The sequence below is a fragment of the Streptomyces graminilatus genome, from assembly GCF_001418565.1.
Lineage (GTDB): Bacteria > Actinomycetota > Actinomycetes > Streptomycetales > Streptomycetaceae > Streptomyces > Streptomyces graminilatus.
Genome location: NZ_LIQQ01000444.1, coordinates 1 through 15,602, shown reverse-complemented (window position 1 = coordinate 15,602; position 15,602 = coordinate 1). Strand labels below are relative to the sequence as shown.

11 protein-coding genes and 1 pseudogene are annotated in these 15,602 nt (G+C 69.6%); 7 read left to right on the top strand and 5 right to left on the bottom strand.

Annotated elements, in window-relative coordinates; all coding sequences use genetic code 11:
• Nucleotides 1–288, bottom strand: a 288-nt coding sequence (locus tag AOK08_RS48980) for an RNA polymerase sigma factor (protein ID WP_422125789.1), incomplete at its 3' end; no start/stop codon positions are given.
• An 802-nt stretch (nt 289–1,090) separates the two neighbouring features.
• On the opposite strand from AOK08_RS48980, the gene AOK08_RS32105 reads away from it, so the two are divergent.
• Nucleotides 1,091–2,530 carry a hypothetical protein gene (locus AOK08_RS32105; protein WP_241827176.1) on the top strand — a complete coding sequence of 480 codons (1,440 nt, stop codon included), beginning with the start codon at nt 1,091–1,093 and terminating at the stop codon, nt 2,528–2,530.
• A gap of 133 nt (nt 2,531–2,663) precedes the next feature.
• On the opposite strand, the pseudogene AOK08_RS48975 reads toward AOK08_RS32105, so the two are convergent.
• Nucleotides 2,664–2,909: pseudogene (locus tag AOK08_RS48975) on the bottom strand (transposase); the annotation flags it as partial.
• A gap of 231 nt (nt 2,910–3,140) precedes the next feature.
• On the opposite strand from AOK08_RS48975, the gene purB reads away from it, so the two are divergent.
• The gene (gene purB / locus AOK08_RS32095; RefSeq protein ID WP_055532634.1) at nt 3,141–4,583 is read left to right on the top strand and encodes an adenylosuccinate lyase; all 1,443 of its coding nucleotides are present in this window, start codon (nt 3,141–3,143) and stop codon (nt 4,581–4,583) included.
• Complete coding sequence (gene mug, locus AOK08_RS32090) at nt 4,580–5,122, top strand: G/U mismatch-specific DNA glycosylase (RefSeq protein WP_079054400.1); 543 nt, start codon at nt 4,580–4,582, stop codon at nt 5,120–5,122. Before purB ends, mug begins: the two co-directional genes overlap by 4 nt.
• A gap of 135 nt (nt 5,123–5,257) precedes the next feature.
• On the opposite strand, the gene AOK08_RS32085 is transcribed toward mug, so the two are convergent.
• Entirely contained in the window at nt 5,258–8,131 is a 2,874-nt protein-coding gene (locus AOK08_RS32085; protein WP_241827175.1) for a M36 family metallopeptidase, read from the bottom strand.
• Nucleotides 8,132–8,637: 506 nt separating this feature from the next.
• Here AOK08_RS32085 and AOK08_RS46095 point away from each other — a divergent pair.
• From AOK08_RS46095 to AOK08_RS32070, 3 genes are all read left to right on the top strand, one after another.
• Nucleotides 8,638–8,892 (top strand): three-helix bundle dimerization domain-containing protein, encoded by a 255-nt coding sequence (locus tag AOK08_RS46095; RefSeq protein ID WP_157876875.1) that lies wholly within the window; start codon nt 8,638–8,640, stop codon nt 8,890–8,892.
• A gap of 5 nt (nt 8,893–8,897) precedes the next feature.
• Entirely contained in the window at nt 8,898–9,857 is a 960-nt protein-coding gene (locus AOK08_RS32075) for a polyphosphate kinase 2 family protein (RefSeq protein WP_055532640.1), read from the top strand.
• Nucleotides 9,858–9,967: 110 nt separating this feature from the next.
• Entirely contained in the window at nt 9,968–12,697 is a 2,730-nt protein-coding gene (locus AOK08_RS32070) for a cation-translocating P-type ATPase (protein ID WP_055532628.1), read from the top strand.
• A 44-nt stretch (nt 12,698–12,741) separates the two neighbouring features.
• Here the strand turns inward: AOK08_RS32070 and AOK08_RS32065 are convergent, their stop codons facing one another.
• Nucleotides 12,742–13,470, bottom strand: coding sequence for an ABC transporter permease (locus AOK08_RS32065; protein WP_055532626.1), 729 nt, complete (start codon nt 13,468–13,470; stop codon nt 12,742–12,744).
• Between the two features lie 2 nt (nt 13,471–13,472).
• Entirely contained in the window at nt 13,473–14,450 is a 978-nt protein-coding gene (locus AOK08_RS32060) for an ABC transporter ATP-binding protein (protein WP_055532624.1), read from the bottom strand.
• A 108-nt stretch (nt 14,451–14,558) separates the two neighbouring features.
• On the opposite strand from AOK08_RS32060, the gene AOK08_RS32055 reads away from it, so the two are divergent.
• Nucleotides 14,559–15,602: sensor histidine kinase (locus tag AOK08_RS32055; RefSeq protein ID WP_055532622.1), on the top strand; the 1,044-nt coding region annotated here is incomplete at its 3' end.

Sequence of the window (15,602 nt, the reverse complement as noted above, 5' to 3'; positions counted from 1 at the left end):
GTCAGCCAACGTGACAGTGCCAATCGGCCTCCTCGGCGCATCGCTCATCTCGCAACCTGAGAACGCATCAGCCCTGCAGGAACCTCTGGTTGCTCCCCATTGGTCGAAGACCTTGTTCTTCAGGACCCGGTATAACCAGGCTCGTTGACCGCCCGTGTCGTAGTCTCGCAGCGTGGTCCACTGCATAGCGGCAGCCTGGAATGTCTCCTGAACAAGGTCATGAGCCGTGTAGCCCTCATCCCCCAGGATCCTGGAAGCGAACCTGACCAAGTCACCTCGGTGCCGCATGTAGAGGTCTGAGACCTCGGCCCAGTGTTCCTTGGGGACTCGAGGCGTCACGAGTCCCGCTCCGGATGAGACGCCGGCCCGCCGCCGACCTGAATCGTCATCTTCGGACCCCCTGTGCCTCTTTCTTGCGCTACCACGGTGCCGGGCGGTGCCTGCATGGTGATGGCCAGCAGGGTCTTGCGGCGTGACCTCTCCGACAGGATTCTCACCAGTCCCATGATGAGCAAGACAGAGCACGCGGACCACGAGAGAGCGTGCAGCCCGATGGTTGCCCACTCAACTATCCACGCGCGCACCGGAGATGTGATGACGTTCATGCCTGTACATCTCCCGCCGCAGCAAAAGCGTTTAGACCATGCTTGGGTGAGACCGATCGCCTTGACCAAGGAACGGTAGATAGTCCGCTGCCGCTCCGGCCGTCGGTGCTGCCGACACCGCGACCCGGCCCATGGCCATCGCCTGCAACCTCGCCACCGGCCGCATGCGGCTGGCTGGCTGGCTGGCTGGCTGGCTGGCTGGCTGGCTGGGCGAGGATCGCGGCAGCAAACCTACGACGACCAGCCGCAAAACGACCGCGCACACTGTAACGGCGGCGGACTTGGTGGGGCTGCTCGGTCTGTGGGACCGGCTGACTCCGGGGTTACCGCCAGGACGGTTGGAAGGTTCAGTTGCCGGTGTCGCCAGGACGCGACCCGCGGGGGTGAAATCTTCCCATTCCGGCTGCAGGCCCAGTGGAGGCTGCGTCTTACTGCCTTCAGTCGACGCCCGGCGCACAGGGCGGGCGGGAGAGGGGACAGGGACTGTGAAGTATTCGCTGAGTGACAAACAGTTGGAGCTGCTGAAGCAGGTGGCGGCAGCGTCGAAGGCGTTCGAGGTAGAGGGTGCACACAGCGGTGTGCTATGGGCGCTTGAGCAGCGGACGCTGGTGAAGACCGGCTACGGAGCCGCAGGCCGCCGGACCGCGGTCGTCACCGCTGATGGCCGTTTCTATCTCAAGCACGGAAAGCATCCCAGGGAGGTGGAAGCGCAGAAGCAGCGGCTGAAGGACGACCCGGCCCAGGCTGCTCTCGCGCCGGCGGACGGGCCTGCGCTGCTGGTCCGCATCCGTGAAGCCGGCGGAACACTTACCGTGCCGGATTGCGGGCCCAAGACCCGCGCCCGCTGGCGGGCGGCCTACTATCACGCACTGCATCACGGGCATGTCCCCAACGGCTGCAAGCTGCAGGTCAAGGGCCGGGACAAAGGCGACATGGTCTTGAAGGTCGTAGACGAAGCCGCTCGCAAGGCTGCTGAACCGCCTGCCGTTCCCGCGGTGGAAGTACCTGACGAACTCCCGCGTAAACCGCATCCGCTGGTCGCCCGCACGCTCAAGAAACTGGGGCGTTCGAAGACCACCGCGGACACGCGGGATGTGCCCGACGTCGTACCGATGAACATCTCCCGCCACCTCACCGACCGGGCCCTGCGCATCGCCCATGCACTGATCACCGAAGCCGAACGGCGCGGCTGGGAGGTCACTACCGACAGCAGTCGGCACCGCGGGGAAGCGACCCACCAGCTGGTCATCCGCATCGGCGCCCACGACTACCCCTGGCAGATCACCGAACTCACGAGTAAAGCACCCCATGAGCCCACACCCCAGGAACTGCGCAACCTCGAGAAGAATCCCTGGGCGCGGAAGCCTCCGAAGTACGACCACCATCCCGACGGCCGCCTCAGGATCGCGTCCCCCCACCACAGCAGCTACTACACCTCGCCCTACAGCTGCGCGGACGGCGCACGGTGGAAACTGGAAGACCGGCTCGGCCACCTCCTGCGCGACCTGGACCAGCTTGCCGTAAATGCCGAACAGCAACGCATCGCGAAAGAACAGGAAGAGGCCGTACGCAAGCAGAACTGGTACAAGGCGCTGCGCCAGGCCCGTGCAGCCCAGATCACACAGCACCGCGGGGCGGTTCTCACCGGTCAGGTGGAACGCTGGCGCCTGGCGCAGGACATCCGGGCGTTCTGCTCCGCAGCCCGCCAGGCGGACGTCGCGGCGGACTGGACGCAGTGGGCCGAGCAGTACGCGGCGTCCATCGACCCGCTCGCCGATACCCTCGCCGTTCCTGCCGATCCTCCGGCCACACCACACGACCTGCGCGACTGCTTCAGAGGCGACACCTACGCCCATCCGTGGCCGTTCGACAAAGACGGCCAGTGGAATCTGGCCGATGATGCCATGGGAACCACCGGCGACTGACACCCAGGCTGTGCAGGTGCCAGCCCGCCACGGGACAGCCGCAGGTGAGGGCTGGAGCCGATCGCGGGCCGGCGACAACGCCGTTGTGGATCTGGAAGAGTTCCGGCGCCACCGCGAAGGGACGTTCTCCAACGATCCGCGTGCGGACCGCTTCCGCGGTCTGCCGGTCGGACAACCCTTCGGCGAACTGCAACACCGTGACCAGCATCAGCACTCCAGGCAGAACCGCTGGACGGCCCACCGTCGGGAAGAGCTGCCCGACGTCCTCGACGGAGAAGACCTCCGCGAACTCATCCCCCAGCCGCATCGCCAGCGTGCCCTTCGGACACACCGTCCACGCCACCCGCGCCGTCTCCGCCGGAATCTCTCCCAGCCCCACTGCCGCAGCGACACCGACACCCTCCCCGAACACAACGTCGGCCCTCGACTTTCCCAGTAGTGTCTGTACGGCTGGGGCTTCTGTCTGTCCGCGGGCTACCCCCGCTGGATCTCTCACACTCGTCTCACAGACCCCACGGAAGAGCGCAGGTCGGAGTGCATCCGACCTGCGCCCTACAGACTCCATAGACGGGGCAGACCCCCCTCTGGACGCCGGGTAAACTCCGTACACGTGACCGCCGCACCCGCAAAGCCCCGCATCCCGAACGTCCTCGCCGGACGCTACGCCTCCACCGAGCTCGCCACGCTCTGGTCGCCCGAGCAGAAGGTGAGGCTGGAGCGCCAGCTCTGGCTCGCCGTGCTGCGCGCCCAGAAGGACCTCGGCATCGAGGTGCCCGACGCCGCCCTCGCCGACTACGAGCGGGTCCTCGACACCGTCGACCTGGCGTCCATCGCCGAGCGCGAGAAGGTCACCCGGCACGACGTGAAGGCGCGGATCGAGGAGTTCAACGACCTCGCCGGGCACGAGCACGTCCACAAGGGCATGACGTCCCGTGACCTCACGGAGAACGTGGAGCAGCTCCAGATCCGGCTCTCACTGGAGCTGGTGCGCGACCGTACGGTGGCCGTGCTGGCCCGCCTCGGGAAGCTCGCGGGTGAGTACGCCGAGCTGGTCATGGCCGGCCGCTCGCACAACGTGGCCGCGCAGGCCACGACCCTGGGCAAGCGGTTCGCGACCGCCGCCGACGAGCAGCTCGTCGCGTACGCCCGGCTCGAGGAACTGCTGGGCCGCTACCCGCTGCGCGGTATCAAGGGTCCCGTGGGCACCGCCCAGGACATGCTGGACCTGCTCGGCGGCGACGCGGCGAAGCTCGCCGAACTGGAGCAGCGGATCGCCGGCCACCTCGGCTTCTCGACCGCCTTCACCTCCGTCGGCCAGGTGTACCCGCGCTCGCTGGACTACGAGGTCGTGACGGCTCTCGTCCAGCTCGCGGCGGCGCCCTCCTCGATCGCCAAGACGATCCGGCTGATGGCCGGGCACGAGCTGGTGACCGAGGGCTTCAAGCCCGGCCAGGTCGGCTCGTCCGCGATGCCGCACAAGATGAACACGCGGTCCTGCGAGCGCGTCAACGGGCTCATGGTGATCCTGCGCGGCTACGCCTCGATGACGGGCGAGCTGGCGGGCGACCAGTGGAACGAGGGCGACGTGTCGTGCTCGGTGGTGCGCCGGGTGGCCCTCCCCGACGCGTTCTTCGCCCTCGACGGTCTGCTGGAGACCTTCCTGACCGTCCTCGACGAGTTCGGCGCCTTCCCGGCCGTCGTCGCGCGCGAGCTGGACCGCTACCTCCCCTTCCTCGCCACCACCAAGGTGCTGATGGGCGCGGTGCGCGCGGGTGTCGGGCGCGAGGTCGCGCACGAGGCGATCAAGGAGAACGCGGTCGCCTCGGCGCTCGCCATGCGCGAGCAGGGCGCCGAGCGCAACGAGCTCCTCGACAAGCTCGCCGCCGACGAGCGCATCCCGCTGGACCGCGCGCAGCTCGACGCCCTGATGGCCGACAAGCTGTCGTTCACGGGCGCCGCCGCCGACCAGGTCGCCGTGGTGGTCGGCCGCATCGAGGAGATCGCGAAACAACACCCGGAGGCCGCGGCCTACACCCCCGGAGCCATCCTCTGACCCGCTTCACCCAGGCCGAACTGGAGGCCGCCCGCGACCGTCTCGTACCGGACGTCGTCGCGGACGGTCTCCATGTCCTGTTCTGCGGCATCAACCCCGGCCTGATGACGGCGGCGACGGGCCACCACTTCGCCCGCCCCGGCAACCGTTTCTGGCCGGTGCTGCACCTGTCGGGTTTCACCCCGAGGCTGTTCAAACCCGCCGAACAGGGCGAGTTGATCTCGTACGGGCTCGGCATCACGAACGTCGTCGCACGGGCGACCGCTCGCGCCGACGAGCTGTCGGCGGAGGAGTACCGCGAGGGCGGGCGCCTGCTGGCGGCAAAGGTCACGCGGCTACGGCCCCGCTGGCTGGCGGTCGTGGGCGTGACGGCGTACCGGGCGGCCTTCGACGACCGCAAGGCCCAGATCGGCCCGCAGGAAAGGCAGTTCGGTGACACGCGGGTGTGGGTCCTGCCCAACCCGAGCGGGCTGAACGCGCACTGGACGGCGGCGACCATGGCCGAGGAGTTCGGGCGACTGCGGGACGCGGCTTCCTAGGCCGAGGCCGCGCGTGTCAGGAAGCGGACAGGAGCCGGGAGGGCCGACCTCACCGGCTCACCGACCCCTGCCGCTCCCACCGCGAGCCGACGCGAGGCACCGGACCGCGGGCTCAGCGGGTTGCTCGCTAGTTCGCTAGTTCGCCTTTCCGTACACCGACAGCTCGGTGGTGCCCATCAAGTAGCAGCCGAGGTTCGACGTGCCGGGGAAGCAGGGCTCGGCGTCCTGGCCCTGTGTGGTGAGCATCGTGTACCGGATGTACCTGACGCCGTTGCCGGTGCCCGCGTCCAGCGTCACCGGTGTGGGGCTCACGGTGCCCTCGGGGAAGGCGCCTGTCGTGGCGGTGGTCCATGTCGTACCGTCCGGGGAGGTCTCCACCCGGTAGTGGCCGGTCCCCATGCTGGGGAACGGGATGCAGCTCGCGGACGGGTCGATCACCAGTTGTGCGATGTCGACCGGCGCCGCCAGCTTGAGCACGATGGTCTGCCCGTTGGGGGCGACCGTCGTGAGCCAGCCCTGGCCATGCGACTGGTCGATCAGACCGCTCGGGCCGCAGCGCGGGGTGTAGTCGGGCCCGGTGAAGCTGACCACCGAGCCGCCGCCGGTCGCCGCCGCCCAGTTCCGGCGGACCGTCCAGTCCTGGTTCACCAGGTGTGACGGTATGGACAGCGTCTTCTGGTCGGAGTCGTATCCGGCTCCACGCGCCGACACCTTCGCGTACATGCCCGGCAGGATCCCGGAGATCGTGTAGGTGCCGTCCGTGGCCGTGGTGGCGACCAGGCCGCCGCCGAAGCCGGAGTCATGTCCGCCGAAGGAGATCGTGAGCCCGCCGGCCGGCGCTCCGGTGTCCTTGTCCGTGACCGTGCCGGTGAGGGTGCCGCGCGGGGTGTCCGCCGCCGGCGGCATCGAGAAGTCCTCGACCGGCTCGGTGTCGTCGCCGCCGATCGCCGCGGCGAAGTAGCCCATGCCGCGGTGGGCGAACACCTTCCAGATCTTCTTCTGCGACTTGCCGCCGTTGACCACGAGGTCGGCCTGGAGGATCGAGTTGCGTTCGTCGAGGAAGGACGGGTCGTCCGGGGACAGTTCCATGGCCCGGGTGACCAGCGACTGGGCCTGCTCACTGCCGATGGCCCGGCGCAGGTCCCACAGGGTCTGCGACCAGATCTCGCCGCCGTCGTGCACCTCGACGAAACCGCTGATACGGCCGAAGTCACCGTACGTGTAGCCACCTGAGCCGACGAAGGGCGTGCCGGGGCAGGCGTCGGCCGGGGAACCGACGGTGCAGTCGAGCGGCTCCGTACGGATCGTGCCGCCGCTCCTCCAGTACTTGCCGAGCTTCACATCACCGATGGTCGGTGTGTCCTTCTCCAGGCCCTGGGAGACCAGATAGTCCTCCGCGTACCAGTCGCTCCACCCTTCCCCCATGGCGCCGGCCTGTGCGCTGTGGAGGGTCGAGACGCCGTTGGCGTCGACCACGAGCCGGTGCGACAGGCCGTGCGTGTACTCGTGGTAAACGACGTCCGACGAGTCGCCGGCGTTTCTGGCGAAGTCCCCCGAGGACGGTGTGAGGAGGTACATCGACATGCGCGGCGAGCTGCCGTCCGGCGGCGTGCCCATGCTCGCGTTGTTGACGTGAGTGGCGTCCGGCAGGCCGCCGGCCGTGTTCGCGCCGTCGTCCGCCTCGGCCTGTACGGCGTCCCCGTCGGCCGCGTCGAAGTTGCCGGCGGCACGGGTGAAGCCGATCGGATCGGCCAGCAGGTGGTCGTGGAAGGTGCCGAGGAAGTCGAACACCTGGACCGCGTTCTGGGCCCGGTTGGCGCGCCAGGAATTGGCGGTCTTCGGATCCCACGAGCACTTCATCGCCGCCGAGCAGGTTCCACCGACGGTGCTGCTGAAGTCGGTGAACGGGTAGTCGAAGCTTCCCTGCCCGGCCGGGGCCACCTCCTCCGTCGGGTCGGCGGTGTCGTTGTCGTTGACGTCGGAGTAGACGTGGGCGTTGTAGCCGTCCAGGCGCGGGGAGTTGTCCGGCAGCCAGTCGCTCAGGTCCACCCGTCGCGGCTTGCCTCCGACGGGTGCCCCTGGGTAGTGGGCGAACGCCCGGCCGACGTCGTTCTCCACGATGTTCTGCCGGTACAGGACCCGGCCGCTGCTCGCCTCGATGACGTGGATGAAGCCGTCGCGGAGCAGGAGCGTCTCCCAGGCGAGCCGGGGCCCGGTCGCGGTCTGGAACCACACCTGTTTGACGTAGCCGCCGTCGCTGAACCCGGTCGCGCGCTGCGGGCCCCGCGCCGCCTTGGAGACCTTCGCCGGGGTTCCGGCGACGTCCTTGACAGCGATGTCGCGGGCGGCGGTGGCGGAGAGCCGGGCGCTGCCCAGGGCCGCCGGGAGGTGCTTGACCGGTGCGCCGTCCACCTGGATCAGTCGGCCGTCCTTCGCCACATGCGCCTTGAGGCCGTTGCCGAAGACGGGCACGCCGTCCACGGTCTGTACGAAGCTGAGGTGGTGGGTGCCCTCGATGTCGACGTAGTCCCGGCGCAGCGTGAGACCGGCGACGGCCTGCGCGGTCAGGCCGAAGACGTCGGCGTGCGCGCGGACGTAGTCGAGCGCGACGGCGACCGGCTTCCGCCTGCTGGCGGCGGTCAGGAACCCGTCGGTGCGGGCGACCCGGCGCGGAGTGCCGGTGGCGTTGTCGAAGTCGACGATGCCCTGCACCCCGAGCTTCTCCCGCAGCGTCCGTACGACGGCCGGCCGGGGCCCCGCGTTGGCGGACCGCCCGAAGGCCGCGGGCAGACCGTCTCCGCCGCCCAGGGCGTCGCGGCTGTCGTAGTTGGTGTGCTGGAGCTGTTGTATCTGCTGCTGTAGCTGGCGCTGTCGCTGCGGGCCGGGGGTTCCGGCGGGGTTCGGTGCGGCTTGTGCGGTGACCGACAACAGGCTGCCCAGCAACGCGATCCCGGTGGCGGCCGCCACCTTCGCCCGCCGTCTCGCGGACGGGCCGAATACCTGGCTCAACTGTGCCCCTCTCCATCTCGGGCCCGGCTCAGCCCAGAGCTGGAGAGGAAGCCCCTGCCGACCGCGCCCACTGGTGTGGCCCCGATGAGCGCTTATGGTCGCGGCGGTCGAAAATCTTAACTAGTCATGATCACGCAGACTTTTCCCCTCGGGTGTGCGGTTTGGTGACAACCACTCAACTTGCCTTCATTTCTGAGGCTGTCGCGCTCGTTGCGGCCCGGCGCCCGCTTCGTCCGCGGCCTCCCGCTCCTGCCTCAGGGGGCGATCTTGTCCGGGCACGCGGACAATGACCGTGAGGGATCCTGCCGCGGCGGTGGCGGGACATGTGGTTCTGCGGTCCGGAGGTCGTGGGACATGGGATCAGTGCCGTCATGACGATCGAAGAGCAGACCTCTCACGTCACGCCCCTTCCCGGCGAAGGTCTGTGGCGCCGTCCCCAGCCGGTGGATCGAGGTGATCCGGCCGCGCCGCCGGACCTCCCCCCACACGGCTCGCGGGAAGAGCTCGTGTCCATCCGCAACATGGTGGCCCGGCTGAGTGCCGCTTGTCCCTCGGTCGACGCGGTGACCGTCGAGGCTACGGTCATGGCCGCTTACGACTCGTTCCGCATGGCCAGGGTCAGGGCCTACGTCCCGATACTGGTCGAACGCCGGTCCCGCAGGGTCCTCCGCGCCGCCGACCGCAGCGCCTCGGGTGAGGCCGCCGAGGGTGGGCCGGCACCCGGGAGACGCGATGCTCACCCCGCACCAGTGAAGGGCTGATCGTGATGTCGGACGAGAGAGCCGAACGCATCGCGGAATTCGTCGCGCCGCTCCGGGTGGAGCCGGGGTCGAAGGTGCGCCTGGGCCGGGACTTCGATCCCCGCTACAGGGCCGGTATGAAGAAGCGGGAAGGGAAGGAACTGCTGCGGATCGGGGTGTCACTGCTGGCCGAGTACCAGCAGCGGTTGGCCGCCCAGGACACATACGGGGTGCTGCTCTGTCTCCAGGCGCTCGACGCCGGTGGCAAGGACGGGACGATCCGTCATGTGATGAGCGGCGTCAACCCGCAGGGTGTGCGCGTCAGCAGTTTCAAGGTGCCCTCCGCCGAGGAGCTCGACCACGACTACCTGTGGCGCTACGCCCTCCGGCTGCCCTCGCGCGGCGAGATCGCCATCTTCAACCGCTCGCACTACGAGGAGGTCCTCGTCGTACGCGTCCACCCCGAGAACCTGGTCCGGCAGAAGCTCCCGGACGACTCGCGCGGACCGGGCATATGGGAGCGGCGCTACCGGGAGATCAACCGCTGGGAGCACTACCTCACGGACAACGGGTTCAAGGTGGTGAAGATCTTCCTGAACCTGTCCAAGGAGGAGCAGCGCACCCGCTTCCTCAGGCGGATCGACCGGCCGGACAAGAACTGGAAGTTCTCCGCGGCCGACGTCCGGGAGAGGGGTCACTGGGACGAGTACCAGCATGCCTTCTCCGAGATGCTGTCGGCCACGAGTACGAAGTGGGCGCCGTGGTACGTCGTACCGGCGGACCGCAAGTGGTTCGGGCGGATCTCCGCGGCGGCGATCCTCGCGCACACCCTGATGGAGATCGATCCTCAGTACCCCGACGTGGGGAAGGCCGCGCGGAAGGACCTGCTCGACACCAAACGGGACCTGGAGCGGGAGGCCCCCGCCGGGGCGCCGGCCGATCCGTACACCGACCGGCATCCGCCGGCCGGGAAGAAGCGCGGCTAGGACCTGTCGGACCAGCGCGCGACGGCCCGGACCCGTCCGCGGCCACGGCTCGGGGCTCGGGACTCGGGACTCGGGGCTCGGGGCTCGGGACTCGGATCGGAGGCAGAACGATGACGGTGCGTTCGAATTCCGTGGGAGAACAGCCTCGGGCTTCGGAAGACGACTGGTACGCGCGCACTCCCGAGGAGGTCGCAGCGGCGTTCGGCGTCGATCCGGCGGTCGGTCTCTCCACGGCACGGGCCGAGCAGCTTCTGACCGCGCACGGTCCGAACGCGCTGCCCGAGGAGAAGCGGCCCGCCGCCTGGCGCCGGTTCCTCGGGCAGTACCGCAGCTACATGCAGATCGTCCTCGTGGCCGCGGCGGTCGTCTCGCTGCTCATCCAGGAGTGGGCCACCGCGATCCTGCTGATCGCCCTGACCCTGCTGAACGCGATCGTGGGCCTGCGTCAGGAGGGCAAGGCCGAGAGCGCGATGAACGCGCTTCAGTCGATGTTGAAGGCGACGGCACGGGTGCGCAGGGACGGCGCGGAGGCCGAGATCCCCGCCGAACAGCTCGCCCTCGGCGACATCGTGCTCATCGCCGCCGGGGACCAGGTGGCTGCGGACGGACGCATCATCGAGGCCAGTGCGCTACAGATCGACGAGTCGGCGCTCACCGGCGAGAGCGTGCCCGCCTCGAAGGTCGCCGGCACGTTGTCGGGCGCCCGGCCGGCGCCCGGCGACCGGACGAACATGGCGTTCATGAACACCCCGGTCACCCACGGCAGCGGCGTGCTCGTCGTCACCGCGACCGGCGCCGGAACCGAGGTCGGCAAGATCTCCGGGATGCTGTCGGCCACCGAGAAGGAGGTACCGCCGCTCACCAGGGAACTCGACACCCTGACCCTGTGGATCACCGGGGCGGCGGTCCTGACCATGGTCGTGATGTTCGCCCTGGGACGGCAGCGGGACCAGGCCTGGGACGCGTTGTTCGTGAGCGCGGTGTCGCTGGCCATCGCCGCCATCCCCGAGGCCCTGCCGACCGTGACCCAGGCCATCCTGTCCGTCGGCAGCCTCAACCTGGCGAATCGGAACGCCATCGTCAAGGAACTGCCGTCGGTCGAGACCCTGGCGTTCACGTCGGCGATCAACTCGGACAAGACCGGCACCCTGACCATGAACCAGATGACCGCCGTCGAAGTCGTGAGTCCCACCGACCGGTACACCGTCTCGGGCACGGGCTACGGCCTCACCGGGAAGATCCACCATGCCGCGGGTGCGCCGGATTCCTCCGCGCGCATCGAGGACGCGATCCTGCCGTACGTGGTGGCCAGCGACGCGACGCTGGTGGACGGCGAGGTGGTGGGCGACCCCACCGAGGGCGCGCTGCTGGTGCTCGCGCACAAGGCCGGGCTGGACATCGACGCCACCCGGGAGGGCCTTCCCCGGCTCGCCACGCTGCCGTTCGACCCGGACTACAAACTCATGGCCACGTTCAACGAGGCGGTCGACGCCACCGGACAGCAGGTCGTCCGGTGCTTCGTCAAAGGCGCGGTCCCGGCGGTGGTGGCGCGGGCCGCCACCGCGCTCGCCGCGGGCGAGACCATCCCGTGGGACGCCGAACTCGTCGCGCGCTCCGAGGCACAGACCCAGCGGATGGGCGGCGACGGGCGACGGGTGATGGCCGCCGCCACCCGCGATCTGGACCCGGCCGGCTTCGATCCGGACGGCGACCTGCTCGCATACGTCACCGAGCTGCGGATGACCAGCCTCGTCGGCATGGTCGATCCGCCCCGACAGGACGCCAAGTCAGCCGTGGCCGCCGCGCAGGCGGCGCACATCCGGGTCCGCATGGTGACCGGTGACGACGTCACCACCGGCGCGGCGATCGCCCGGCAGCTCGGCATCCCCGGCGAAGCGGTCCTCGGCGCCGACTTCGCCGCCATGAGCCAGGACGAGCAGCTAGCCCGCATCGACGGCATCGGTGTGCTGGGCCGCGTCGCGCCGGAGCACAAGGTGCTGCTCGCCGACACCCTCAAGAAGAAGGGCGATGTCGTGGCGATGACCGGGGACGGCGTCAACGACGCGCCCGCCATCAAAGCCGCCGACATCGGTATCGCCATGGGCAGCGGCACGGATGTCGCGAAGAACGCCGGCCGCATGATCCTCTCCGACGACCGCTTCGCCACCATCGTCTACGCCGTGGAGCAGGGCCGGAGAATCTACGACAACCTCACCAAGTACATCCGGTTCGTCCTGCTCCTGCTCGTCACCTTCGTCCTGACCTTCCTCGGGGCCACCGTCTTCAACATCGCCGCCGGCGAGCCGTTCACCCCGCCACAGGTGCTCTGGATCCACTTCGTGGTCAACGCCTCCTTCGGCTTCGCGCTCGGCTTCGACCGGGAGAGCCCCGGGCTCATGCGGCGCAGACCGCGTCCACGCGGGGAATCCGTCCTCACCCGGCCCGTACTGGTCACGGTCGGACTCGGCGGACTGGCGATCACCGCCCTCCTGCTCGGACTCATCAAGCTCGGTCAGGCCCACTTCGACAGCACCGAGACCGGTCGGTCGATCGCCTTCACCGCCTTCGCCCTCTGTCTGATCGTCGCCGCGTTCGAGTGCCGCAGCGAGACGGACTCGGTGCTCACGGCATCCACCTTCGACAGCAGGCAGATGAACTGGGTGGCGCTGACCCAGTTCGTACTCGCGGTCCTGGTGACCCAAGTGGACGCCTTCCGCCGCATCCTCGGGACCACCGCGATCAACGCGCGGGAGTTCGGCTGGGCCCTGCTGGCCGCCGTCACACTCCTTCTCCTGTGGGAACTGGGCAAGTTCCTGGCCCGCAGGAGCCGGAGCGCGTGAGACAGCAGGGGATTGACCCGATTACCTGTGGTCGTGTACGTCCGTCACGCATCCCTTCGCCGTACGCTCCACACTCCCGCGAGCAGCGCGCCGGCCACCCACAGCCCGGTCACCGCGAGGCCGGTCCAGGGGCCCAGCGAGCCGTCCCAGGTCCGGTGGAACACCACCTGGCCCGCCTTGTCGGGAAAGAAGTCGGCGATGGTGCCCGAGACCCCACCGACCACGAACGACACGATGAGCAGGAACGGGATCAGGATGCTCAGCGTGGCGACCCCGCTGCGCAGCAGGGCGGTCAGACCGGCCGCGAGCAGCGCCATCAGCGTGAGGTAGAGGGCGCAACCGACCACGCCCCGCAGTCCTTCGGCCCAGGTCAGGCCGGTCGCGTCCGCGCCGAGTACCGCCTTGCCGACGGCCAGGCTCACTCCCCCGGCGACCGTGCCGACGGCCAGGACGGGGAGGGCGACGGCGACCGTCTTGGCGGCGAACCAGCGCCCCCGGCGCGGCACTGCGGCCAGCGTGACGCGCAGGCCGCCGCCCTGGAACTCGGACGACACCGCTGTGGCGCCGAAGGCGACCGCCGCGATCTGACCGAAACTGACGCCGAAGAACACCGAGAACAGCGGGTCGAAGTCCTCCTCGCCCGCGCCGGAGTCGAGCCCCGCGAGCGCCGAGAACAGTCCGGTGGCCAGGACGACCGCGCACAGTGCCCCGAGCAGCGACCGCAGGGTACGAATCTTGATCAACTCGGCGTGGAGTACGGGTGCGAAGGACATCTTCAGGCCTCCTGGGGTTGCTGGGACTGCGGGGCGGGGGCGGGGACGGGAGCAGAGGCCGTGGTGAACTCGGTCGCCGTGGCCGTCAGGTCCAGGTAGGCCTGTTCCAACGTGCCCTCGTCGGCGGACAGTTCGAGGACCGTCAGGCCGGCTGCCGAGGTGAGGCGGCCGATGTCGTCCACGCGCGCGTGCTCCACGGTCCAGTGGCCGTCGGGGCCGTCGGGGCCGTCGCCGTGCGCGGCGGCCTCGTACCCGTGTGCTGTCAGCAGTCGGCGCAGGGCCGCGCCGTCCGGGGTGCGCACGCGCACGCGTGGCCGTACGCGCGCGTCGATGAACTCGCGCATCGGGGTGTCGGCCAGCAGGCGTCCCCGGCCGAGGACCACGAGGTGGTCCGCGAAGGACGCGGTCTCGTTCATGAGGTGGCTGGAGACCAGGACCGTACGGCCCTCCTGGGCCAGTCGGCGCAGCAACTCGCGGATCCAGACGATGCCTTCGGGATCGAGGCCGTTCGACGGCTCGTCCAGCATCACCACTTCCGGGTCGCCGAGCAGCGCCGCCGCGATGCCGAGCCGCTGGCGCATGCCCAGGGAGTACGTCTTCACGCGGCGGCGGGCCACGGAGGCGAGCCCTGTCTCGTCCAGCACCTCGTCGACCCGGCGGTCCGGGATGCGGTTGCCCACGGCGAGCGCCCGGAGGTGGTCACGGGCGGTACGGGAGCCGTGCGCGGCCTGTGCGTCGAGCAGGGCGCCGACCTTGCGGAGGGGCTCGTCGAGGGTGGTGTAGGCCCGGCCGCCGATGGTGGCGGTGCCGTGGGTCGGCCGGTCCAGGCCGAGAACGAGCCGCATGGTGGTGGACTTTCCGGCGCCGTTGGGGCCGAGGAATCCGGTGACGCGGCCGGGCCGGACACTGAAGGTGAGGTGGTCGACGGCTCGTACGGTGCCGTGCTCCTTGGTGAGGTCCTTGACGTCGATGCTGGTCATGGCAGCAGCCTGCCGGGACGGACGGTGCCGGGGCCTCCCCCGCCGGTGGAGTTCGTCTCCCCCGCCCGGGGGAGGCCCGTTGTCAGTGGTGGCTGTCACGATGTCCGCATGGCCCGCTTTCTGCGCCCGCTGCTGCGCGGGACGACGTACACGCGCTTGCTGCACCTGTGGGTGCCGATGCTCGTCGTGAGCGTGTGGATGTTCATCGACATGTCGACTCCGTGGGTGCCCGCGGCTGTTCTGCTCGTCGTCGGGCTGATTCCGGCCGTGCGGCTGGGTGAGGGCGTCCAGGCGCGGCTGCTGCTGACGCCGGGTGACACGGAGTCGGAGTCGGAGTCCGCGATCTCCGTTGCCCCTTCGGCGAGTTGGCGGGACCGGCTGCGGACCGTGCTGTGGCTTGAGGTGCGGATGGCGCTGGGGGCGGTGGCGATGGGGGCCAGTGTCTGGCTGCCGACGACCTGCGTCGACCTGGTCCGGGCGGCGAGCGGGGACGTCTCAGGCAGTGATCCGTTCCTGCCGGCCTCACAGCCGCAGTGGGTCTACGCCCTGCTCACCCCGCTGCCGCTGCTCGCCTTCTACGGTGTGGTGGTGGGCCTCGGTGAGTTGATCACCGCCGCCGCGCGCAGCCTGCTGGGTCCCTCGCCGTCCGAACGGCTCGCGGCGCTGGAGGAGCGCACCGAGCAACTCCTTGAGCGCAGCCGCATAGCCCGCGAGCTGCACGACTCCATAGGGCACGCGCTCACGGTGGCCGTCGTCCAGGCGGGCGCCGCGCGCGCGGCCGGCGACCCGGAGTTCACCGACCGCGCCCTGGGAGCCATCGAGGAGACCGGCCGGGCCGCCCTGGAGGATCTGGAACGGGTACTGGGCGTGCTGCGCGAGTCGGACCGACCGGCGAGCAGTCGCCCCGCGCTGACCGAGGCCGGCCGTCTCCTGGAGTCCGCGCGCGCCTCAGGGGCGCAGGTCGACGCCGAACTGACCGGCCCGCTGGACCGTCTGCCGGGTCCGCTGTCCCGCGAGGGCTACCGCATTCTCCAGGAGTCCCTCACCAACGTGCTGCGGCACGCGGGTGCGGTCCCGGTACGGGTCCGGGTGGCGTTCACCGACGGCACGCTGGTCCTTGACGTCCGCAATCCGGTGTCGGCGCCGACACCG

Excerpts from the sequence above, each read along its gene's own strand:
- AOK08_RS32065 (WP_055532626.1), bottom strand. The coding sequence starts at position 13,470 with ATGTCCTTCGCACCCGTACTCCACGCCGAGTTGATCAAGATTCGTACC.
- AOK08_RS32060 (WP_055532624.1), bottom strand. The coding sequence starts at position 14,450 with ATGACCAGCATCGACGTCAAGGACCTCACCAAGGAGCACGGCACCGTA.
- AOK08_RS32075 (WP_055532640.1), top strand. The coding sequence starts at position 8,898 with ATGTCGGACGAGAGAGCCGAACGCATCGCGGAATTCGTCGCGCCGCTC.
- AOK08_RS32070 (WP_055532628.1), top strand. The coding sequence starts at position 9,968 with ATGACGGTGCGTTCGAATTCCGTGGGAGAACAGCCTCGGGCTTCGGAA.